Source organism: Bacillus sp. 0209A, assembly GCF_036765095.1.
Taxonomy (GTDB): domain Bacteria; phylum Bacillota; class Bacilli; order Bacillales; family Bacillaceae; genus Bacillus; species Bacillus subtilis_G.
On record NZ_JBAIZV010000003.1, the window covers coordinates 689,489 to 710,624 of the forward strand.

Sequence of the window (21,136 nt, forward strand, 5' to 3'; positions counted from 1 at the left end):
TCCAGTCATCGACCGGAGTTTTTTGAATCATTATTGAGCTACAGGATATACGCTCACTTTTTTGCGGTCACGGCCGAAACGTTCGAATTTAACAGTTCCGTCGATTTTCGCAAATAGAGTGTCATCTCCGCCGCGGCCCACGTTTTCACCTGGGTAAATTTTTGTTCCGCGTTGACGGTAAAGGATAGAACCGCCTGTTACGAATTGACCGTCAGCACGTTTAGCACCTAAACGTTTAGACTCAGAGTCACGTCCGTTCTTTGTAGAACCTACTCCTTTTTTAGAAGCGAAAAACTGAAGATCTAATCTAAGCATGTAGCTCACCTCCTATATTATGTTTGTGGTCACACGCAAGTTATCTTTGTAATCCCGTTCAATTGTCTCCAACGAAACAATCATGCCTTCAATCAGCAGCTGAGCTTTTTGGCGCGCCTCCGGATCAAGTGATTCAGGGAATTCAAAGTAAAAATAACCCCCGTCCTCCCCTATATCAAGAAGCGGCTCGAAGCCCGCGAGCACAATGACTGCGTTAACAGCTCCAAACACAACGGCTGTTACTCCGGCACAAACAAGATCTTGTCCATGTTCAGCAAAATTCGCATGGCCTGTCATTTCAAAAGACAATATGCCTTTATCATGAGACCTTCTGATTGTTGCCTGAATCATGCTTACGCGTTGATTTTTTCGATCGTCACTTTAGTGTAAGGCTGACGATGACCTTGTTTTTTATGAACGTTTTTCTTTGCTTTGTATCTGAAAACAGTGATTTTTTTCGCGCGGCCTTGTTTTTCAACTTTAGCCGTTACTGTCGCGCCTTCAACTGTAGGGTTGCCGACTTTCACGTTGTCTCCGCCAACAAACAAAACGTCTTCAAAAGTAACTGTTTCACCTGCTTCAACAGCAAGTTTTTCGATGAAAACAGTTTGGCCTTCTTCAACTTTGATTTGTTTACCGCCTGTTTTAATGATTGCGTACATTCTCTGCACCTCCTATTAGACTAAGACTCGCCAGATACCAGGGGGCTTTAAGCTCTTAACACCTGTACTGAGCGGTTGTAGCAATGGTGCTACATCCATAACATTAAAAAATATACCAAAACACAAGACGTTTGTCAAACCATTTTAGTAAGGCAGCAGCAGTTCTTCCATGGAGGAATTCGTCCGCTTATCGGCAAAATAAGCATGCAGCACTTCATTCTCGTCAAGCTGACTGAGTTTCTGCCCTGATTTCTCTATAATAATCGGATGTTTGCAGCCGCGCTTGAACTCGGCCATCACATGATAGACTTTGTCCTCTGCCTTTACATTGAGCGGCAGCAGTTTTTCGAGCTCACGGTTTTTTCCGTAATACCGTTCAAGCAGAAATCTCACATGGATATAGTGCCTTTGCCTGTATTCCTCAAACAAAGAAACAGCCAGAAAGACAAACAAAATCCATGCACTGATTTGCAGAGGAACCACAAATAAAACCCAACACCCAAGCAGCAGGCAGAAGCAGAGCGATGTTTTTAAATTCAGCCTGTGAGCTCTTTGAAAGGGAAGCTGCTTGGAAAACAACAAAAATAACAGCTTTCCGCCATCAAGAGGCCAGATCGGCAGCAGATTGACAAATAAAATAGAAAGGTTATAAAAGGTGAAGAGTTCAAAGGTATGCTGATGAATCAATGAGAATTCTGCAAACATCCAGGCTGCAAACTGAAGCCAGATGTGCTGAAGAGGACCGGCAATAATCACCGCAAACTCTTCCTTTAACGGCCGATTCCCGTGCTCTTCCACTTCAACCGTCCCGCCAAACGGCAGCAAAAAAACTCGCTTGATTCTCCAAGAAAAAAACACGGCCAGAGCAGCATGCCCCAGCTCATGGATCAGCACAATCAGAAGCAGGCATAACAATGCTTTCATATGGCCTGTGACTAGCCCCAGCGCAGCGATAATCCAAAGAAAAGGATGCACATGAATTTTCAAGATAAGGTCGAGCCATTTATTCAAATGAAATCACCTGAATCGGATCAATAAATTTATCGCCGTCTTTCATGGCGAAATAATAGACCCCTTTATTATGATCATCCAGTTTAATCGAACCGAGCTTTTTGCCTTTATCTACAAAATCATATAACGCAACTTCGACATCTTTGAGCTTGCCATAAATACTATAGGTGTTGTCAGCATGCTGCACCTTAACTGTCAGTCCCGTCTGGCTGTCTTTGCTGACTTCAACTACATAGCCTTCTTTTATGCTATCAATTGTATCGCTGCTTGTTTCAACTTTAATCCCTTCCCCATTGTCCTGAAAATCCTGCTGCACTTTCCCGGATGCAGGCGCGATCAGATCTTGTCCCACTGCGATCTGCTGTTCCTTATTTTTATGTTCAGGAGCCAGAAAAGCAAGCGGATTGCCAAATTTCGTTTCAAACCAATGGCTTGCTGAGGCAAATTGAAATTCAGTTTCGAAGGTTTTGGCAACGACGGGTTTAATCTGGCTGACGGGTCCCATATTCGTTTTATAGACTATGGCGGAAACGAGAACAAGGCAGGCCGACAGAAGACATTTTAGGATAATTGAATCTGTTTTAACCAAAGGGTGTTTTCCGTGGAATTTCGAAATGTTATCTTCATAGACCGGAAGAGTTCCATGCTTTTCCTGATCCGTTACCATTACCCAAGACGGGGGTTTCTGTTTTTCAGAAACTGTCTGAGTAGAGAAACGTTTTGAGCCGGAAAACTGTTTTCTTCTTTTCTCTAATCGTTTTCTGATTTCATCTGCTCTGTGACTCATTGCCATCATCCTTTGCATTCGTTGGGTTTGTACATCATATGTCTTGTCCAGGGCAAATATTCATTTTACTCTTACTCAAGCACAAAGCAGACAAAAACAAAAAAATCTGACACAGCATTTGCTTTGTCAGATTCTTCTCTTTGATTCTATCACATTAAGATCTTACTCCGAAAAACGACTTAATCTTAGCCATCATTCCTTTGTTTTGCTCTTCAAGCACCTGCAAAGGAACAGATTCGCCTAAAATGCGGCGGGCAATATTGCGATATGCAATGGAAGCGCGGTTTTTCGGGTCCATTGCAATCGGTTCGCCATGGTTGGAAGCTTTAATGACTTCATCATCATCAGCCACGATTCCGAGCAAATCGATCGACAAATGCTGTGCAATTTCGTCGATATCCATCGTATCACCGTTTTTCATCAGGTGATTTCTGATTCTGTTTACAACGAGCCGCGGCGGTTCAATGTTTTCCTCTTGCTCCAGCAGCCCTATAATACGGTCAGCATCACGAACAGCTGAGATTTCAGGCGTTGTGACCACAATTGCTTTATCAGCTCCGGAAACGGCATTTTTGTATCCTTGTTCAATTCCGGCAGGACAGTCTATGATGACATAATCAAATTCCTGTTTGAGCTGTTGGACCATATTTTTAATTTGTTCAGGAGCAACAGCCGTCTTATCGCTCGTTTGAGCAGCAGGCATTAAATAGAGCAGATCATCGAAACGTTTGTCTTTTACGAGCGCCTGATGCATTTTGCATCTTTCCTCTACAACGTCTACAAGATCGTAAATAATTCTATTTTCAAGCCCCATTACAACATCTAGGTTGCGCAGCCCTATATCAGTATCTACTAAGCATACACGCTTCCCTAAAATGGCTAAGGCGGTACCGAGATTCGCAGATGTTGTCGTTTTACCTACTCCGCCTTTTCCCGAAGTTATTACGATAGCCTCACCCAATTCACATTCCTCCCTCAAGCCTTGTTAGATCAGGTCTTAAATGAGCCAAATGTTGAAGGCGTTCAATGACCATATTTCCGTCTGTATCTAAGTAAGCACATTCCATTTCGTTCCCTTTTTGAATGTGGTCTGGGGAGCGATTTAACACGTGATTGATTCTTAATTGTGTCGGCAGCATTTCAGAGGCAGCGATGACCGCTTGATTATTTCCGTTAAATCCCGCGTGCGCGACACCTTTCAGTGAGCCCAGAACAAAAATGTTCCCTCCGGCCCTGACTGTTCCGCCGGGATTCACATCACCGATCAGGAGCAAGTCGCCTTTCACCTGCAGCACTTGGCCTGATCGGACAATTTTTGAAACAGAAATAATTTCAGCTTCCTCTTTCATACGCTGTGCTTCTTTTTTAGTAATGACTTCACTGTCAATAGAATGAACAAACAAATCCTTCTTTGACGCGATCAACTCGGTCAGCTGTTCCTCTTGCTCTTTATATAAAAAGCGATTTCCCAGCTTAACATGGACGCTGATTTTCTGGCCTTTACCATCCGTATATTGTTCAATTGACAGCATATTCTGAAGACCATCGAGAAGCTCATCAAAAGAACACGCATCATCCAGATGCAATGTTAACCCGTTCTTTGTTCCTTTTATTGTTACATATTGCTGCTTTTTGGTCTTCACAATATCACCTCAACAACATACTTATTTCGTCAAAAAAAGATAAAATCCTTTTTACTCATCTCTCAATTCTTTCTTTAGACTCATAAAAAATAATCTAAATGGCAGAACCAGAATAAGAGCGGCTGCAATATTTAATAAAACTGTCGGTATAAACCGGTCAAGCACAAATCCGTTAAACGTCATGATGTCTTTATGAATCAAAGACTGGATGCCGAACACGAAAAACTCGAGCACGCAGACAGCGAGAACAGCTATTAATATTACCACAAATGCGTTTGTATGCAGTACTTTAAACGCTTTTGAAGCCAAATAGCATAACCCGGCAAACCCAAACATATAAACGCCTAATAGACTTGTATAGTTCATGTCATATAGAAGGCCAAAAATAAATCCGTAAATCATCGCGTGTTTTTGATTGATGAAAGCCGACATGAATATCAATACTAGCATCAGAAAACGCGGGACAAGCACCTGATCATCTGTAACGAACGGAAAATGCACCAGATCTGTAAAAATGCTTTCCGCAGAAAAAACAAGCATCATAACGAAAGGGAGAAGGAAACGTTTCACGATCCTTCCTCCTCTGTATCGACTGTCGGCACATCACGGTTAACAACGATCACATTATTTAAATCGGTAAGATCAGCCGCAGGTTTTACATAAGCAACTTTCGTTAATCCATAGGAATCTGACTCAATATCCGTCACTTCACCGATTGTCAGCCCCTCTGGGAAAACTCCGCCTGTTCCAGATGTTTCAATAAGATCGCCTTTTTTCACGTCTTGTTTATCCTTGCGCTCAATAATTGACATCTTAAGCCGTTTCTTGTCTCTGTCATAGCCTTCGATCAATCCGTAGCCTTTGCCGCCTTTTTTTCCGGAAATTTTCGTCGCGACTCTGTTATTGCGGTCAGTATCGCTTAAAAGCTGAACAGCAGACGTAAAATTGTTAAGTCCGGAGCTTTTGATCTTGCCGATTAATGCGCCTTTTTCGTTTGTAACAGCCATATCTTTCGCTACGTTTTGCTGAGTCCCCTTATTAATGGTGACCTGTTTCGCCCAATTGTCTGGGCTTCTGGCAATGACCGTCGCTAAAATCGGCTTGTAATCTTTAATCGAATTGACATGGCCAAGCTCGTCACGCAAGGATTTGTTTTCTTCTTCAAGTTCTTGAAGTTTGGCTTCATATTGTGTCTGTCCGTCAAGCTTCTCTCTCAGACGCTCGTTTTCTTTGTATGTGTTTTTTAAATCATTAATGTTCTCAAATATCCCTGCAAAAAATTCGGCAGGCGTATGAAAAATATTTTGAAATACTCCCGTCGTATCGCCGATCACTTTCTCAGGCCAGGTGGTATTGCGGCCGCCCTTCAGCGAAAATCCAATCATAGCCACCAATATGATAATACACAGAAGTAATAGCATTAACCGTTTATTCGGCATCGTGTTACACCTCTTCTATTGAACTCCCGATTATCTAGTTTTCCCTTTGAAAAGATGGATGTGCTCCAGTGCTTTTCCTGTTCCGATCGCTACACAATCAAGCGGGTCTTCGGCGATAAGGACCGGCATTTTTGTTTCTTCGCTGATGACTTTGTCCAAGTTGCGAAGAAGCGCTCCGCCGCCGGTTAACACAATGCCTCTGTCCATAATATCAGCTGCAAGCTCAGGCGGTGTTTTTTCAAGTGTGCTCTTCACCGCTTCCACAATTGTAGATACAGTGTCGCGCAGAGCACCAGAAATTTCTTTTCCTGTAATTTCGATTGTTTTCGGCAGACCTGTCAATAAATCGCGTCCGCGGATTTCCATTTTATCGGATTCTTCAGGAGCTTCTGCAGATCCGATCTCCATTTTAATCGCTTCAGCCGTACGGTCACCAATCATCAGGTTGTACGTTTTTCTGATGTAGTTGATAATCGCATCATCCATCTCATCACCGGCTACGCGGATTGACTGTGACGTTACAATGCCGCCAAGGGAAATAATCGCAACCTCTGTCGTACCGCCTCCGATATCAACTACCATGCTTCCAGTCGGTTCCCAAACCGGCAGATTGGCTCCGATTGCTGCGGCAAACGGCTCTTCAATCGGATACGCGTCACGCGCTCCGGCCTGTCTTGTCGCATCGATGACAGCGCGTTCTTCAACAGCTGTAATGCCTGATGGGACACAAACCATGACATATGGTTTTCTGGCAAACATGCCTTTATTTTTAATGGCTTGATTGATGTAATATTTCATCATTGTAGCCGTTGTTTCATAATCAGCGATAACGCCGTCTTTCATCGGGCGAAGGGCCACCACGTTGCCCGGTGTCCGTCCGATCATATTTTTCGCATCATTTCCGACAGCAACAATCGACTTCGTATCCGTTTGCAAAGCGACTACTGACGGCTCTCTCACGACAATTCCTTTTCCTTTTACAAAAACAAGCGTATTCGCAGTTCCAAGATCTATACCAAGGTCTCTTGCACCAATTCCAAACATATGTATGTATCTTCCTTTCTTAAAGCAAAAATACCCTAAAGGGAAAAACTCATAAACTCTATTATAGCTTAATTCGACGAAAAAAAAAGTGTTACAAATATCCTTTTTCCTTTAAACTCACAAATTTTTTATCCCCGATCACCAAATGGTCAAGCAGCTCGATGCCAATCAGGTTTCCGCATTCAAACAGGCGTCTTGTCACTTCAATATCTTCCCTGCTCGGCGTCGGATCTCCAGAAGGATGATTATGAACACAGATAAAGGAAGCGGCAGATCGTTTAAACGCTTCTTTAAACACCTCCCGCGGGTGGACAATAGATGAATTCAGGCTTCCGATAAATACGGTGCGTTTATGGATGACTTGGTTTTTTGTATTTAAGTATAAACATGTAAAATAGACATAAATACAGAAATTATCTAAGGATACGTATGTTAGACGCACAGCTGCACAAAATGTTTCAAAAAAATTTTTCTGATTTTAAAAAAGGTTTATAATTTAAGTAGAAATAACCAGGGAGGCACTTATGAACATTAATAAAATAAGATCAGCGCTCTACAAGTCGGCTAAAATTTTAGGGGATGTTAATGCTGCTAAAAACGGCACTCTCGGGAAACGTATTGCCCGCCGTGCGGCCGGTAAAGCAACAAATAAACTATTACGGAATCTATTTAAATAAAAAAGGAGAATTTGGGAAGATGCAGTATTTGTTATTCATAGAGAGGAGTGATCAAGATGAAAATTCAACGTGAGTTACCTGTAGGAACACATCATGACCCACCTGTAGGAATGGAGTTAGGTCGCGAAATAAGAGTAGGCGCATAAGTAAAAAGGCCTTTCGTATGACGAGAGGCCTTTTGTTTATTGATGGACACGGCAGCCGCAATCACAATGGAAATGCACATGCCTGTTACCGTACCAATCGCAAACATAATTAGTCGATTCTTTACGGCATGATGGGCAAGTGATAGCCGGCTTTTCTGCTGGCTCTCCTTCGTGCTGCTCGTATATCTCTATAACTTCATTAATTAGGAAGGTAGTTCTTTCAAGTTCTTCAAGTAGCTCTTTTGGCAGCTCTTTCACACCTATCACCTCAAAAAGAAGATAACAGAACATTTGTTCCTAAACAATTAAAAAACCCTCAGTTCGAGATAAAGGGGAGAAAAGTACCATGTGATTCCTAGATAAGTAAAAAAGCCCTGCTCATATGAGTGGGCTCAATTATTATGGGGGCGATATTTTTTATTTGCTTCAAGTTCTTCTTTTAAAGCCTCCGCATCCTGGCGTAAAAACAAACTTGTGTTCCCTATCTTCTTTACAGCTTCGATGCGCTTATCACTTATCAATTTACTCATGCGTTGCTTATTTACCCCTAAAATCCCGGCAACTTCGGAAGTGCTGAGGACCTCAGTTTTTACGAAGCCCTCAACCTCCTGGCGACCTCTTAAATGAAATTCCATGTTATTTTCTCCTTAGAGCCATGTCTTTGAGAACAGCATAAATTGTCAACGCTACAATTATAGCCATTACAGACGTTGTAAATGCGTTTGTCCAAAAGGAGCGCACGCCTATCGCTGCCGCACTCAAAAGAATTAATGAAAAGATGAACTTTTGGTTTTTCTTCATTTTTTATGCTAGACTGATTATAATGTTATTGAGAAGCGAGCTCCCACTCGCTTCCCTGCAATCGTTAATCCTTCTTATTATCTTTCTTGTTACTATCGTGGGACTGCTGAAAAATCCAACCGATAGAAACAACATAGAAGATAATTTGAAGGATTTTTATTATGTTGTCTAGCATTTCCTCACCTCCTTATATATTTATTATAGCATATGTGTAGACATAAGTCTATACATATTATAAAAAATTTCCCTCCCTTGGTAATAAGAGAGGGATTTTCTATTATAGTAGGGCTTCCAATTTTGCTTTTGTTTTCGACCCATAGATTCCGTCAGGCGTCAATCCGTTCATCTTTTGGAATCTTTCTACTGCATTTGCTGTTTTCGGACCATACACACCGTCAATACCGTTATTCTTCGCCCCTTTGTCTGGGTAGAAATAAAGAGCCGCCAGAGCATTTTGCACCTGTCTTACTTTCGTGCCTTTCGTCATCGGACGTGTCACTTTAATAACTCCGGAAGGCAGAGCATATGACGTTTTTTTACTGCTTGGTTTAGTGCTGGAAGTGCTTGAGCCTTCAAACTTTAACTTTTGGCCAACCGTGATTTTATTTGGATCCTTAATGTTATTCCATTTCTGAAGGTTTGACACAGTTATCCCTTTAGCCTTTGCGATTCCGGAAAGTGTATCACCTTTTTTCACTGTATATGTTATTCCGGATCCTGAAGAACCGCCTGAAGATGCTGAATTTTCACCGCCGATGTTGTGTAATTCATCAGCAATAGCATCTTTTACTTCATTCCAACGTCCCTCATCTAAAATACGGTGTGGGCAATACTTGCCGTTCCAATCCTGATGCTTGCGGACACGATCAATTCCCCAGCCGCGTTCTTTAAGCAGCTGCGCCACAAACTTGATTGCCAGTTTTTCTGCCGCCTCATATTTAGCACCTCCTGACTTGCTGTAACAGATTTCAACGCCGATAGACTTACGGTTCCCGGTGCCGTTTGTGCCGTCTCCTGTGTGCCATGCATTGCGATTTGTAGGGATGCCCTGCCGCACCTCTTTGTCATCGACTGCAAAGTGAAAGCTTGTCGAGCTTGTGTTATTGATCATGTAACTGATCTCATTGGCAGCTGACGCGTCATTGGCTGTATTGTGGATGGTAATGTACTTCGCCGTCATTGCGTTCGGGCATTTCAAACCGTATTTAGATTTTGATACAAGATTCTTTTTCACTGTAATTGTCATAAGTGATCTCTCCTATTCTGTTTTTGATATAGAAAAAGCCGCCGGTTTATCCAGCAGCCTGTTCATCCTTTTCATTTGTTTGTTCGTTGTCATTTTCGATTACATGAAGCCGGTCAGTAATGGCAACCGGAATCTTAACACCGATCTGTGCAAGGTTCTCCGTAATGGAAAGCCCCTCATTGGCGATATAAAAAAGAACGGTCCCAAATGTCAGGACGCCGTTCAGATTGAGGATTGTATCTATGATATTTGCCACAATGACCACCGAAAAACTAAGCATTTTCCGGACATAACCAAACCAAGCGCTTCGGCTCCGCAGCTTCTTAAATTTCCAAGCCTTGATGACGCCTGTTATGACGTCAAGAATACTAAGAACCAGCAGTAAATCAAGATATTTAACACCTCCAAACAGGTAAACTCTCGCTAAATCCAACGTTTCAAAGTTAATAAACACACTTGTTTCCTCCATTTCGTTTGTTCCCCTCCTTAGAGGCAAAATAAAAACGCCTATTAAGCGCTTATCCTTCTTTATTCAATTCAACCCCAGCAGGCTCGTCAGTCTCCCCAGTAGGGACGTCACTGGGAGAAGGGTAATCCTTTCCGGTAATTTCTTTGTATTGTTCTGTGGTAATCCATTCAATCTCAACATATTCCTGTACCTTTTCGTCTGTATAGCATTTCCACTCATAAAACTGTTTAATGTCAGCTACTTCTGGATAACGAGTCATTTAGTTTGCCCCCTTCAAATCTTCAATTTGTTTTTGCATCTGTGCAATGGCTAAAGCCTGTTCGGCTTCCCTCATACGTCTTTCTTCGTTTTCCTTCTCTGACTTTGCAATTTGCAAGGAAAGTGCTGCATTCTGCTGCTTCAAAAGGTCAACTACTGAGATTTCTTTACCGCCTGAATTTAAAATAGCCTCGATCTCTTCCTGTGTGGCTGTCTCTGTCCATTCCTGCTTTTCTGCATCAAACTTTGGTTTGAATAAAGAAGGAGAGTCCGGCAGCGCCACTGTCGTACAATCAGCAGGGATAGCATAATTCCCTGTATCGTCCATTTCTGTGACTAGAACTGGCTCAACAAATAGATAATTTTCATCATATCTATAAACCTGTAACATTCTTTACCTCCTTAATTTAATGGGATAACAGCATCCATATAATAACCTGTAACAGCACTGTCATTATTTGAATGAATGCCGGTTAACTTCATATCGCCACTTGAATAAACAAATAGCTTACTGTAGCCCGTTGTGCCAGAAACCAGAACCATCGCAACCGCACCATTTGTCGGCAATCCGTCAGACGGGATAGAACCGCACACAACCTCACGTGTTGCTGTGATATGCCCGCGCAGTAAAAGAAGGTTTCCCCATTTCGCATACTGAAATGTTCTGTCTCCTGTAGATGCGCCGTTTTTCAGGGTAACATTTTGCCAGATTGCATTTTCAAAATTTTTGCTTGTATCCAGCTGTTTCCACCCTGTCCAGCCCGAAGAATTACCATCATAATAATTTGTAAAAACATTATTTCTGTAGTCCATCGCATAAACCCAGCCATACATACCCTTGCCATCAGTTGATTGACTTGTCATTTGATAAAACCCTCTTGTAGAGGCGCTAGAAGGAGAATTTACTGCTTTTCCATTTGCATAAAAGGTGCCCATGCTCCTACCTCTATTTACAATTGCCTGAAGCATGTCTTCGCCTTCATTTACTGCAAAAGCTACACCCCCAACATCATTTGTGATTTTCGTTAATTGACCGCCGTTCCATTTCTCTCTCTCAATTTGTGTGATGTGACGAATAGGATTGTAATTATGGGCGTTAAACTCCGTTAAAGGTGCCTGCTGAACATTATCCACCTTATCCAAGCCTACTTGCGCTTTTGTTACGGCGTGCGGGTTGTCCTTTCTATTTGCGTGAGCATCTACCTTCGACTGAGCACCTGTGATGGACTCTGCAGGAAACCAATTGATCTTGGTATGGCTCGAATTGTAATAGAACCACCAAGCATTCCCATTCACGTCCACGGCGTACCCCATGCCAATCCCTGGCTGTCCTACAATCTGCATACCGCGCAAGCTTGATGATGACGGGTTATCTGTGACAGCGTTGGTCCCGTAAAAAGAGACAGTCCCGACATCTTTAAGCGAATCATAAAAAGAGCCTTGTGTGAGGTTGTATTTCTGTGTCCCGTTCTCTGCCGTTATCCTGAAAGTTTGGCCGTTATTCCACTTTGTTCTCTCGCTAGAAGAAATGTGTTTGGCTGCATCTGATACATGCAGGTCAAAATCTTGTTTAGAAGCTTGCTGCACATTGTCCACATTGCCCAACCCTATTTGACTTTTTGTAACGCCGTGAGGGTTGGACTTGTCTCTTGTGTGAGTGTCTAGGTTCGTCTGGACAGCGTCGGCTTTCTCTTGTGAGCCCGCCTTTGTCTCAACATTATCTAAGTCTTTAAATTTTTCCTGAAGGTCCGCCACTATTGCCTCAACCGACTGCCTCAACGTCTCAAAATCCTCAATATAATACTCGGCAATTGGTACAATATCCGAGTCAATGAGGTTTTTGTCTATCTGGAAAGTAAACTGAGTAATGCCCAGAGACTGTTTATTGTCATAATACAGATTAAGAGACGCCTGGACCTTGCCGTAATGCTTGATTTCCTCACTTGTCAAAACGTATTCCGCAATGCCTTTCAGCCTATCGACGATCGTAATATTCTTGATGAACTTACTGCCGTCGGTCATCACCATAACAAGTTTCCCAGTAACCGCGGACAAAGGTAAAGGGACGCCATCTTTGAACACTTTAAAGATCAATTTGGCCGTCCCTATGTCTTGCGTACTAAAATGTATGTTTGTTGTCCTGCTGCTTGAGCTAGTGCCTACATTGGCACTTATCGCAGCATCTTTATAGATCATGAATCTCCCTCCTTACCCTATCGGAAAGCTGACATTGACGTATGTGTAAGTGACCGAGTCCATACTGTTTACCGCAAAGCCATAGGCAACAACTTCCCCGTTTGCACGCACGTCTATTTTGCGCTCTCCTGTTGTTCCAGCCACCTGACAGCCATCATACCAAGCTTTACTTGGTCTAGCTCCTGCCGGTAAAACTGCAAATATTACCCCGTCTGTCACCGGAATTTTAACCCTTCCGCGCAAATGAACGAGCCCGCCGTTTATGGCATATTGCAATTTATCATTAGAATCAGGATTCGAAGCCCCGTTTTTCAAGGGAAGATTCGTCCAATCCAAATCTTGACTGGACATAAGCTCCGCCCATTCCCCGGCAACCCCCGAGCCAGTTACAACCCGAGTGAAAATTTTAATTGATCGCCCTGTGGAATTTCGTGTAAGCGTCTGAATAACAGAACCGGAACCGTCGGCCGGTGCAACTTGAAGCCACCATCCCGCATCGCCGCCGGCCGGATGATCCGTCATCTTGTTTGCTTCTGCTGTTTTCATGTAATAGTAACCCACTTGGCGAAAGTCTTTGAGTTTTGTCAGTCCATCAGGCAGGCTCTTTGCGAATCCATTGTTTTTGGTCAATGGATAGCCTTGAAACCCTTGTGATAAGTCTGTGGCAAATGTAGCCGCATTATCTTTGGAATGATACGCATAGACTTTTGCCAGGCGCTTTCCCACTGTACCGGTTGCAATTGCCGCGAATAACGATTTCTTCCCGGTCTTCGGGTCCTTATAAAGAAAAATGGATTCCGGCTCACGAAAATCCCCCTCGTATTTCCCATCAGGTCCCCGGCCAAAATCACATGTAATTCGTTTCTTGAGCTTTCCATCTTTGAAGCTGAACAAAGACAATTCAGCCGGATAGGTGACGCTGTTAGTGTCTCCTGTGTACCAATACAAGTCGTATCCGTCGATAGTAAAGCCCTGCAGGTAATGCAAATCGTTTGGAACTGTCACTTCTCCCAGCAGTTTATCAATACCGTTTTTCACATCATTCAATTTACGCAGCTGCACAACGCTGTCATCGTTGCTGTCTTTTAAACGCAAGGCAATCAAACCGTTTTGTTGATCAATAACTGGAATCGCATATAGATCAGTGAATTTATTAAACCGTTTGATGCCGCCATTTCCTCCGTTAATCGTTGCCCCGGCTGTGTAGGGAAACCGAACTAGGTCATGACCGATTGAGCTACCATGTGAATCAACCACCTCATAATTTGACCAGATATACATTCTGTCGTTTTCTCGTTCAAGCCCGATTGTGGTGCCATGCCCGCCGTGAACGACTGTCATGCTATCAAGCATTACGCCATTTTTATTCATCCGGGTAATGACATAGTTTTGACTTTGATCTGTGTTGCCACTTCCCACCTGCGTCGCGTATATATCGCCTGTTTTCTCGTCGATTACGAAACACTGCAGCACCGTTTTATCTGCAAGGTTCAAACTCGTATGATAAACGGGCGGGATTGTCGTGTAATCGAACCCATATTCTTTTTGAACAGAGGCATCAAGGTCAGAGAGTGATTTTTCAATCTCCACAACACGCTCATTTGCCGTGTCAAATTCTTTACCTTCTCGGTTTATACGGAGGTCCAGAACCTCTTTTACATTTGTGCCGTCTGCTTTGGTAATCACGTTGGCGAAACGCTTTTTCATCGTTTCTAATTCTGTAGAAACAGAAAGACCACCGTGATCAATTTGACTTGATTTGTGGGCGGTCTGTGAACTTTCATGATATTTAAGTTTATTATTTATCAGATTGACTTCTGTCTCCGTTGCCTTGGCGTTGTCATCCAACTGAGTGAACAGTTTGGCATTCGGTGCATCCCCATGCCTCTTATTAAGATAAAGCGTCATGTTTTCACCTCTATTTCTGTCCTACTATGAGGATTTTTACTTTTGAACCTTCTGGAACATCCAGAGGATCACTTATTTTTCCGTCTTTATAAAGGGTTATATTAATGATGTTTGTGTCTACATCTTCCGCGTACAACGTATAGCCCGCCTCTTTCATAATAGAATTGGCATCGCCGGTCACATACTGGATCGCATAATCATCATCCGTATTCAATGAAAGAATGCTCGCCGCCAAGGAAACAAAACCATCGCCAAAAGAGACAGACCATTCACCGTTTAAAAATTGCAAAGAAAACGTATATGTGGTCTGCTGTGAAGCCTGCGTATTCGCCAGACTTTGCTTTATTTGATTGATCTCAGCAAGCCCTGAAGCCAATTTATTTTGATAATTCTTGATGGCCTGCTCCTGATTCTTCGCACGCTTTTTCTCTTCGATTTCCATGTCTACACGGCTTTTTCGTTTCCCGTCAATTGTCAGGTCAGAGGGCTGTTCTGGTCTTAATGGGTTGTATGAGGCCCCTGTAGCTCTCAGCTTCCCATCAAATGTGATCCCGTTCAAAGGCGTATCAGCATATACACGAATAGTGTCCCCCGCCATAACCGGCTCTTCTATGTCAGCCAGGGCCTGATCTAGCAATTCCACATAGTCGGCATCATAGGACACCTCTGCATAAGGATTGACTTTAGTTTTAAGCAGTTTAATCATGTCATCCTTTGTCGTGATTGAATCATCCGTGACCGGTTCCGCCCAAGATGGCTGCCCGTTTATGAGAAACTTTTTTTCCTCTGGATGAACATAGGTAACCGGAGGAAAGACATACTTTTCATCCTCATTCTTGAAAGTCCTGTACACCCCGATAATGTTGCCGCGCAGAAGGTACATGACCGGATCGGCTTTCTTTGCGCCTTTGGTATTTGGGTTATTGCTGTCCCTGCCTTTAAAAGTAGCAACTACCTTATAAGTCTTGCTGTCCAGGCCGCGAATGATATCAAACTCTTTTTCTGTCGGGGCTGAATCTTTATAGACAGAAATGGCTTTCGTCTGATCGCCTATTTTAAATTCCCATTTACCGCCCAGCTTCGACACTAGGGTTTTAAATTTAAAACCTGTCCCTGTGAAGGAGAAAGAAAACGTGGCTCCTATTTTCTTCGTATAATCAGCTTTTAATGAGCTATCATACGCCCAGGTTCCTGTTTTGGAATCGTAGGGGATCGACTGATCACCCAAGATGTCCTTATCTTCTTTGAGCTTCCCGTATCCTTTCACCCGTGTTGTCGTGTTATCTTCGCTTGTTGTGATCTGTAAAGACGTAAGATTCGAAAGGTTATCCAGCCTTTTTACAATCTCTTTGCCAGCTTTTTTGTAGATATATAAATGCGTGTTATCCGGTATGATTTCAACCCCAAAGGTAGAAATGATTTCATCCATCAGTTCAGAGGTCTTTTTATTGCCGAATCCCTCCAGTTTTTTAGCTCCGATTCCCTTCGCATCCGGCATAATTGTAAATGTGATTTCACTGCCTTTTACTGCGTGCTTAAGTGCTTCATTGAGAGTTTTTGTACCTTCTATCGTCTCGTGAACAACATGCTTGATCGCCCTAAAGGAATAGATATGCGTGGCTGTAATGTCTTTCGTTAGCAGGGCGCCTTCCTGTTTGATCGTGGGCGTGTTAATGAAATACTGCTGCTTTTTATACCGCACCTCGTCGATAATAATAAAATTTCTTCCGACTAAAGCATTGAAAGGAATCTGATTGTATTCTGTTAAAGTAATTGAGAAAGACAAATCCTTTTTCCCAGTGATATCATCATTCACTTTGGGCTCAACGTGAATCAACTCATGCTGTTGCCCTGTGTTAATATCATGTACAAACATCTGATTCAAAGAGCATCACCCCCTATTTATAATAAAAGTGTGTAATGAATCGGATATCGCTGTAGGTAGCGCCGGCAATCCTAAATTGATTCTGGCCGGCTGCAAGAGTCGGGAATCGCCCACTTCTATCGGAAATAGGCGCAGAGTTCTTCAAAATGTGATGCTTCAAAAGCGTTATCTTATCCGTTTTTGAAAATTTCCCGTTCAGTGTCAGGGTTTCGTTTGTCGTGATATTTGTAATTGAAATATCCGTACCCTGCAGGTACATTTCAACGTTGTAATTGTAGTTAATCGGATCCAGTTTTACGTCCCCTATGTTATCCACTACAAAAGAGTTTTTATTTTGAAAGTGAAACACAGGTGTTGAGTCCCGTCGGATATTCATGCCCAAGTGAAACTTTTCGTCCTTCAATTCCATAGATGCAGTGCTGTCATTTAAAGACTCAGCAAGCCCCTGAATAGCCGTTAATGTAATATCCACTTCCTGATACTTTTTGCCGTTTTCTTGATAGATGGAAAATGCGTCATCACACGTAACAAGCCATCGTTTATAAGGCTGCTGAGTATTAATTACATAGTAGGGGTCCTCTCTAACAAAAAGATTGTAAACGGCATCCCTTTTGATCTGGAACTGAAAAGAGCTATTCGCCTCCACAAGCACTTTTGTGTTGATTTTTCGTTCTGTGTATCTCCCAGCGTTCCCCTGCTTAAGCATCATCGTCCCGTTAATGAGCGCGCTTGTTCCTGCCGTCTGCCTTTCAAACACTGGCGCCTCCGGTCTAAATGAAGAAAGCGAGACACCTGAAAGAGTCTCGCTTAAATACTTGCCGTCTATTATTAGATCATAATTTATCAACCTACCACTCTCCTAAGAGAAGCTTACATTGTTCAGCAATCCCTTTTGATTCCTTTCTTTGTTGTAAACATCGTCTTGGACTTTGTTTAATTCTTGTACGCTTAAAACCATCTTAGGGTCCTTTGCCACAAGCTGCGTTAATAGTCTCACCGTTTGGCTTAACAGATTAATCTCGGCTTGCTGATTGCTGTTTTGTTGCTGCAGCAGAGTGACCATCTTTTGCAATGCGTTTGCATCGCTTGTGTTTGACCGATTTTCCGGCTCATACCCGACCATTTTACCCGCCTGACTGAGAACCTTATGAGCTTGGCTGCGCCTAAATTGACGCAACGGCAGCAGCATTTCCCCTTTATGGACCTCGGCCATGTGATCTCGTGTAATCAATCCGCCTTTATCGTATCCGACATAACGGCCGCCGCGCGCCATAGACTTCAAGCCGGGATGATTTAAGATTCCGCCGTATCTGCTGTTCAGATAGTTAATAGAGGCAAGGATCTGGTCAACTGGATTTTTGATATTTCCGTGCCCTGGTTCCTTATTGGCGTTGAAGGTACTCGGGATAAACTGCATCAATCCTTGTGATGGGTGACCGGCTTTCGCGTTTGAATCCCATGTGTTAACGACATTTGGATTGCCGCCTGATTCCTTCATCGCTATTGTCTCAAGCGCCGAGGCATACTCTGATCCCAGCCCTTTTATCTTTAAGGCTTTAGCAACCCACTTTTTGACGGCTTCCGTGCCGCCCTCACCAAAGTTGCTTGATTCTCCAAACTTATCTTTGATGAAATTGACAAAATTCTTTTTAATAAGGGAGAATGAACCCTTTAAGACATCGCCGGTAATGCCTTTCACCTTAGGCAGTTTCAGCCCTAGCTTTTCAATAACCTTTTTGACGAGTTTTGACGGGTTGCTGATATAGTCAAACACATCTAAAGCAAGGTCCTTCACTTTCCCAACGGCTGCCTTTGCTCCATTCCACATCTTTGAAATAAAGCCTTCTTTCTTCTTTGTTCCGTTTGCATAAGCCGGAACCCCTGAAAGAAAAGCTTTAGTGTCAATCGCTGACATGACTTGTGTTCCTTGAGGAAGGTTCATCAGCGTATCAGTCGCAGGGCTCAGTCCCATGTGACCCGAAGGGGTTATAAAAGCTTCTGGCCCAGCATTTGAGCCTCTACCATCACCAAGAATGGCTAGGCCTCCTGGATGCCCGCCTGTACCATTTGCATACTGCGGAACTTCCCATTTAGGGATTTTAGTATCAACCCCAATTTTTCCTAGAATCCAGTTGATACCCTGCTGAGTAAAGCCGTTGATGATTTTACCGAATCCGCGAAGCGTTCGGTTACCAAACGCTTTAATTCCGTCCCATGCTTTGCCTGCCATGCTCTTAATTCCGTCACCCATTTTCTTAGGCAGCGCCTTCGCTCCATCTACAATGTCAGTGAATTTTTTAGAAATACTAGTTTTCATGTCAGTGACAATTTTTAGAGCTTTATCTTTCAAGAAACTAAACATTTTTCCCGCATTTGTGGCGCCATCCTTAAACAAACTTTTGATCCAGCCCCACATTTTTGGGAAAATGCCTTTTAAACCAGCGCCAAGAGCCTTTGCCCCGCCGAGAATCTTGCCGAAAAATGAAAGTTGGATTGCATTCCAGACCACTTTTATCGCGCCAGAGAATATTTTTTTAATCCCTTCCCACATTTTTGAGAAATTCCCTGTCAGTAACCCAGAGAAAACGAGGATAACGCCCTGAATTACAGACATTGCGCCAGTAATTACGCCCTTTATGTTGCCCCATACAGATTTAATAATCGCAAGTACGGCCGGCATGACAAATTGGACAACGGACCACACATTTTGAAGGGCCTGAGAGATCACAGAACCGTTTTGCTCCCAGAAAGACTTCCACTGCCCAGTGAGTTGACCAATGAACGACATCACGCCGCCTAGTGCCTGTTTGACCAGAGGACCAAGAGTTCCAAAAACTTGGGATGCAATAGTGCCGAGAGTCGAAAAGGTCGGCTTCATGGCGTCAAAGCTTGCTTTCATGTTGGATATGATAGGCTGTGCCTGCTGCTTAAAGCCGGAAAAAGCAGTCTTGATATTGTTTATCCCGTCGATAATGGTTTGGACCGTTAACACCGGGAAAAAGTCCATCAGTTTATCGGCACCTTTTGACGTATCACCATTGAAAACGTCCATTATGCCAGAAAAAATAGTCTTTAGATTCTTTCCGGCATTCGCGATATTGTTAAAAGTCGGTTCAAGGCTTTTCATGCCAGACTCTAAGCCAGACATGACCGGCTCCAATACGTCTAAAAGGCCGTTGCCGATCGGAAGGAGAGCCGACAAGGCGGAACGACCTATCTTTTTCAGCCGTGCCCCGAAGTTATCTTGGAGAGCTTTTCCGGCCTCTTTCGTTTTCCCGTTCACATCGCCAATCTTTCCATTAATGCCGCCGAGGGCATACATCGCGTCAGCCTCAAGGTCTTCCCATTTGGTGCCGTACAAAGCTACCCCGATATTATTCGCCTTGACTTGGTCTTTCATCCCTTTCAGCTCACCCAGAACTGCGTTAGAAACGTCTTTAACCGTCCCTTTTCCTTTTAGAAATTGGCTCCATACTTTCTGAGTGCTTCCGGAAAGCTGCGCCATCGCTCCGGACGTCGAATCGGAGCCGTCTTTCACTCTGATCTGAAATTCTTTCATGACGTCATTAATGTAGTCGAGATTATAAACCCCTGCTTGGCTGCCCTTCGTTAAGAGCTGGAAGTATTCTTCCGCAGAAAAACCCATTTTGCCGAATAAAGGCGCGTACTCGCTCAGGTTATCAAACATTTCGTTTGAAAAGTTTAGCCCCTTTTGGGCACCGTACGTCATCAAATCAAAAGCCTTTTGGCTCTCAACACCGAAACCTTTCATGATATTGTTGCCAGCTCGGGTGACTTCATTTACATCTGCGTCAAAGGTTTCTGAAAGAGTAATAGCCCCTTTGGTTACATCCTTTAAATCCTTGTCGCTGAGCCCCCTGATATTCTGACGGACCTGTTTCAGGGCGTCTTTGACTACATCCATATTTTCGCCAAAACCGTCTTTCCAAACGCTTGTAGCTGCTTTCGTCAAATCTTTCGCTTCATCTTTGGTAAGGCCCAATTGAGCCCTGAATTCACCCTGTGATTTTTGAGTATCAAGCGCCATTTTAGCGCCCATTGCTCCGACTGCGGCAGTTAACCCGGTTACTCCCGCAATCCCGGCAGTCAACGCGCCCACTAGCCCCACTTTGATAAAAGAACTGAATTTGGATACTTTCCCGCCAGCGTCTCCACTTGCATCGCCAATCTCCCTTTGGCTGTCCGTCAACTCATCAGCGCTCTCGCTTGCTTGGCTTTGGGCTTGTTCCAGCCGTTGGTATTGCATCTGTGCGCGCCCCAGAGACCCTTCAAGAGAATGATATGATTGAATCTGAGTATTGAGCCTCTGGGCGTATTTCTGGGCCTCCTGTGAGCCTTCGCCGTATAGCTCAACCTGTTTCTCGTAAGATTTCCGATACTCTTCCACAATCCTCTCTTGAATGGAAAGCTCATTTGATAAACCTTCAACCTGCTTTTTGCTGGCCGTGAGTTCGTCACCCATCGCTTTAAACTCTTGAACAGTTGCTTTTGTGGCTGTCCGCGCTGTTTTGAGGTTATTTCTCAGACCGGTTATCCCTCTGTTTACTCCTGCATCGTTTAGCGTGGTATTAATGACTAAATTTCCTATCGGTCTACCTTCTGTCGCCAAATAGTTACCTCCCTTCTAT

General features: G+C 43.4%; 21 protein-coding genes, 1 pseudogene and 1 other annotated feature. Of the genes and pseudogenes, 1 reads left to right on the forward strand and 21 read right to left on the reverse strand.

Annotated features, from left to right (window positions below; translation table 11 throughout):
* Nucleotides 1-30: 30 nt before the first annotated feature.
* The 11 genes and pseudogenes from rpmA to radC form a co-directional block, all read right to left on the reverse strand.
* Nucleotides 31-315, reverse strand: a complete 285-nt coding sequence (rpmA, locus tag V6D44_RS14435) for a 50S ribosomal protein L27 (RefSeq protein ID WP_003152662.1) — start codon at nucleotides 313-315, stop codon at nucleotides 31-33.
* A 12-nt stretch (nucleotides 316-327) separates the two neighbouring features.
* Nucleotides 328-666 carry a ribosomal-processing cysteine protease Prp gene (locus V6D44_RS14440; RefSeq protein WP_003229669.1) on the reverse strand — a complete coding sequence of 113 codons (339 nt, stop codon included), beginning with the start codon at nucleotides 664-666 and terminating at the stop codon, nucleotides 328-330.
* 2 nt (nucleotides 667-668) lie between these two features.
* Nucleotides 669-977 carry a 50S ribosomal protein L21 gene (rplU, locus tag V6D44_RS14445; protein WP_087992308.1) on the reverse strand — a complete coding sequence of 103 codons (309 nt, stop codon included), beginning with the start codon at nucleotides 975-977 and terminating at the stop codon, nucleotides 669-671.
* 13 nt (nucleotides 978-990) lie between these two features.
* Nucleotides 991-1,064, reverse strand: a sequence feature (ribosomal protein L21 leader region).
* A 57-nt stretch (nucleotides 1,065-1,121) separates the two neighbouring features.
* Complete coding sequence (gene spoIVFB, locus V6D44_RS14450) at nucleotides 1,122-1,988, reverse strand: stage IV sporulation intramembrane metalloprotease SpoIVFB (protein WP_087992309.1); 867 nt, start codon at nucleotides 1,986-1,988, stop codon at nucleotides 1,122-1,124.
* Nucleotides 1,981-2,775 carry a stage IV sporulation protein SpoIVFA gene (gene spoIVFA, locus V6D44_RS14455; RefSeq protein WP_087992310.1) on the reverse strand — a complete coding sequence of 265 codons (795 nt, stop codon included), beginning with the start codon at nucleotides 2,773-2,775 and terminating at the stop codon, nucleotides 1,981-1,983. The genes spoIVFB and spoIVFA overlap by 8 nt, the downstream gene beginning before the upstream one ends.
* Before the next feature lie 154 nt (nucleotides 2,776-2,929).
* The gene (minD, locus tag V6D44_RS14460; protein ID WP_087992312.1) at nucleotides 2,930-3,736 is read right to left on the reverse strand and encodes a septum site-determining protein MinD; all 807 of its coding nucleotides are present in this window, start codon (nucleotides 3,734-3,736) and stop codon (nucleotides 2,930-2,932) included.
* A 1-nt stretch (nucleotide 3,737) separates the two neighbouring features.
* Nucleotides 3,738-4,418 (reverse strand): septum site-determining protein MinC, encoded by a 681-nt coding sequence (gene minC, locus V6D44_RS14465; RefSeq protein ID WP_087992313.1) that lies wholly within the window; start codon nucleotides 4,416-4,418, stop codon nucleotides 3,738-3,740.
* Between the two features lie 51 nt (nucleotides 4,419-4,469).
* Complete coding sequence (mreD, locus tag V6D44_RS14470; RefSeq protein ID WP_087992314.1) at nucleotides 4,470-4,988, reverse strand: rod shape-determining protein MreD; 519 nt, start codon at nucleotides 4,986-4,988, stop codon at nucleotides 4,470-4,472.
* Nucleotides 4,985-5,857 carry a rod shape-determining protein MreC gene (gene mreC / locus V6D44_RS14475; RefSeq protein WP_087992315.1) on the reverse strand — a complete coding sequence of 291 codons (873 nt, stop codon included), beginning with the start codon at nucleotides 5,855-5,857 and terminating at the stop codon, nucleotides 4,985-4,987. Before mreC ends, mreD begins: the two co-directional genes overlap by 4 nt.
* 30 nt (nucleotides 5,858-5,887) lie before the next feature.
* Nucleotides 5,888-6,901 carry a cell shape-determining protein MreB gene (mreB, locus tag V6D44_RS14480; RefSeq protein ID WP_087992316.1) on the reverse strand — a complete coding sequence of 338 codons (1,014 nt, stop codon included), beginning with the start codon at nucleotides 6,899-6,901 and terminating at the stop codon, nucleotides 5,888-5,890.
* Nucleotides 6,902-6,992: 91 nt separating this feature from the next.
* A pseudogene (gene radC / locus V6D44_RS14485) lies at nucleotides 6,993-7,295 on the reverse strand (RadC family protein); the annotation flags it as partial.
* 130 nt (nucleotides 7,296-7,425) lie between these two features.
* Between radC and V6D44_RS14490 the strand changes: the two are divergent.
* Complete coding sequence (locus tag V6D44_RS14490; protein WP_042975112.1) at nucleotides 7,426-7,578, forward strand: hypothetical protein; 153 nt, start codon at nucleotides 7,426-7,428, stop codon at nucleotides 7,576-7,578.
* A gap of 538 nt (nucleotides 7,579-8,116) precedes the next feature.
* Here V6D44_RS14490 and V6D44_RS14495 read toward each other — a convergent pair.
* From V6D44_RS14495 to V6D44_RS14540, 10 genes are all read right to left on the reverse strand, one after another.
* Nucleotides 8,117-8,359, reverse strand: a complete 243-nt coding sequence (locus tag V6D44_RS14495) for a helix-turn-helix domain-containing protein (RefSeq protein ID WP_106044017.1) — start codon at nucleotides 8,357-8,359, stop codon at nucleotides 8,117-8,119.
* Nucleotides 8,360-8,802: 443 nt separating this feature from the next.
* Nucleotides 8,803-9,771, reverse strand: a complete 969-nt coding sequence (locus tag V6D44_RS14500) for an N-acetylmuramoyl-L-alanine amidase (RefSeq protein WP_333516627.1) — start codon at nucleotides 9,769-9,771, stop codon at nucleotides 8,803-8,805.
* A 46-nt stretch (nucleotides 9,772-9,817) separates the two neighbouring features.
* On the reverse strand, nucleotides 9,818-10,240 hold the full coding sequence (locus V6D44_RS14505) for a phage holin family protein (protein ID WP_333516628.1): 423 nt from the start codon (nucleotides 10,238-10,240) through the stop codon (nucleotides 9,818-9,820).
* A gap of 49 nt (nucleotides 10,241-10,289) precedes the next feature.
* Nucleotides 10,290-10,499, reverse strand: a complete 210-nt coding sequence (locus V6D44_RS14510; protein ID WP_333516629.1) for an XkdX family protein — start codon at nucleotides 10,497-10,499, stop codon at nucleotides 10,290-10,292.
* On the reverse strand, nucleotides 10,500-10,889 hold the full coding sequence (locus tag V6D44_RS14515) for a hypothetical protein (RefSeq protein WP_333516630.1): 390 nt from the start codon (nucleotides 10,887-10,889) through the stop codon (nucleotides 10,500-10,502).
* 11 nt (nucleotides 10,890-10,900) lie between these two features.
* On the reverse strand, nucleotides 10,901-12,694 hold the full coding sequence (locus V6D44_RS14520) for a phage baseplate upper protein (RefSeq protein WP_333516631.1): 1,794 nt from the start codon (nucleotides 12,692-12,694) through the stop codon (nucleotides 10,901-10,903).
* A gap of 12 nt (nucleotides 12,695-12,706) precedes the next feature.
* Entirely contained in the window at nucleotides 12,707-14,602 is a 1,896-nt protein-coding gene (locus tag V6D44_RS14525; protein ID WP_333516632.1) for a phage baseplate protein, read from the reverse strand.
* Between the two features lie 10 nt (nucleotides 14,603-14,612).
* A complete protein-coding gene (locus V6D44_RS14530; RefSeq protein ID WP_333516682.1) occupies nucleotides 14,613-16,478 on the reverse strand; it encodes a prophage endopeptidase tail family protein in 1,866 nt (621 codons plus the stop codon).
* A 22-nt stretch (nucleotides 16,479-16,500) separates the two neighbouring features.
* Nucleotides 16,501-17,334, reverse strand: a complete 834-nt coding sequence (locus V6D44_RS14535; protein WP_333516633.1) for a phage tail domain-containing protein — start codon at nucleotides 17,332-17,334, stop codon at nucleotides 16,501-16,503.
* A 12-nt stretch (nucleotides 17,335-17,346) separates the two neighbouring features.
* Complete coding sequence (locus V6D44_RS14540) at nucleotides 17,347-21,117, reverse strand: phage tail tape measure protein (protein WP_333516634.1); 3,771 nt, start codon at nucleotides 21,115-21,117, stop codon at nucleotides 17,347-17,349.
* Between the last annotated feature and the right edge of the window lie 19 nt (nucleotides 21,118-21,136).

Bases quoted from the DNA above. Each gene is read 5' to 3' on its own strand.
- rpmA (WP_003152662.1), bottom strand. From the start codon at position 315: ATGCTTAGATTAGATCTTCAGTTTTTCGCTTCTAAAAAAGGAGTAGGT.
- V6D44_RS14440 (WP_003229669.1), bottom strand. From the start codon at position 666: ATGATTCAGGCAACAATCAGAAGGTCTCATGATAAAGGCATATTGTCT.
- rplU (WP_087992308.1), bottom strand. From the start codon at position 977: ATGTACGCAATCATTAAAACAGGCGGTAAACAAATCAAAGTTGAAGAA.
- spoIVFA (WP_087992310.1), bottom strand. From the start codon at position 2,775: ATGAGTCACAGAGCAGATGAAATCAGAAAACGATTAGAGAAAAGAAGA.
- mreC (WP_087992315.1), bottom strand. From the start codon at position 5,857: ATGCCGAATAAACGGTTAATGCTATTACTTCTGTGTATTATCATATTG.
- mreB (WP_087992316.1), bottom strand. From the start codon at position 6,901: ATGTTTGGAATTGGTGCAAGAGACCTTGGTATAGATCTTGGAACTGCG.
- V6D44_RS14490 (WP_042975112.1), top strand. From the start codon at position 7,426: ATGAACATTAATAAAATAAGATCAGCGCTCTACAAGTCGGCTAAAATT.
- V6D44_RS14495 (WP_106044017.1), bottom strand. From the start codon at position 8,359: ATGGAATTTCATTTAAGAGGTCGCCAGGAGGTTGAGGGCTTCGTAAAA.
- V6D44_RS14500 (WP_333516627.1), bottom strand. From the start codon at position 9,771: ATGACAATTACAGTGAAAAAGAATCTTGTATCAAAATCTAAATACGGT.
- V6D44_RS14505 (WP_333516628.1), bottom strand. From the start codon at position 10,240: ATGGAGGAAACAAGTGTGTTTATTAACTTTGAAACGTTGGATTTAGCG.
- V6D44_RS14510 (WP_333516629.1), bottom strand. From the start codon at position 10,499: ATGACTCGTTATCCAGAAGTAGCTGACATTAAACAGTTTTATGAGTGG.
- V6D44_RS14515 (WP_333516630.1), bottom strand. From the start codon at position 10,889: ATGTTACAGGTTTATAGATATGATGAAAATTATCTATTTGTTGAGCCA.
- V6D44_RS14520 (WP_333516631.1), bottom strand. From the start codon at position 12,694: ATGATCTATAAAGATGCTGCGATAAGTGCCAATGTAGGCACTAGCTCA.
- V6D44_RS14525 (WP_333516632.1), bottom strand. From the start codon at position 14,602: ATGACGCTTTATCTTAATAAGAGGCATGGGGATGCACCGAATGCCAAA.
- V6D44_RS14530 (WP_333516682.1), bottom strand. From the start codon at position 16,478: ATGTTTGTACATGATATTAACACAGGGCAACAGCATGAGTTGATTCAC.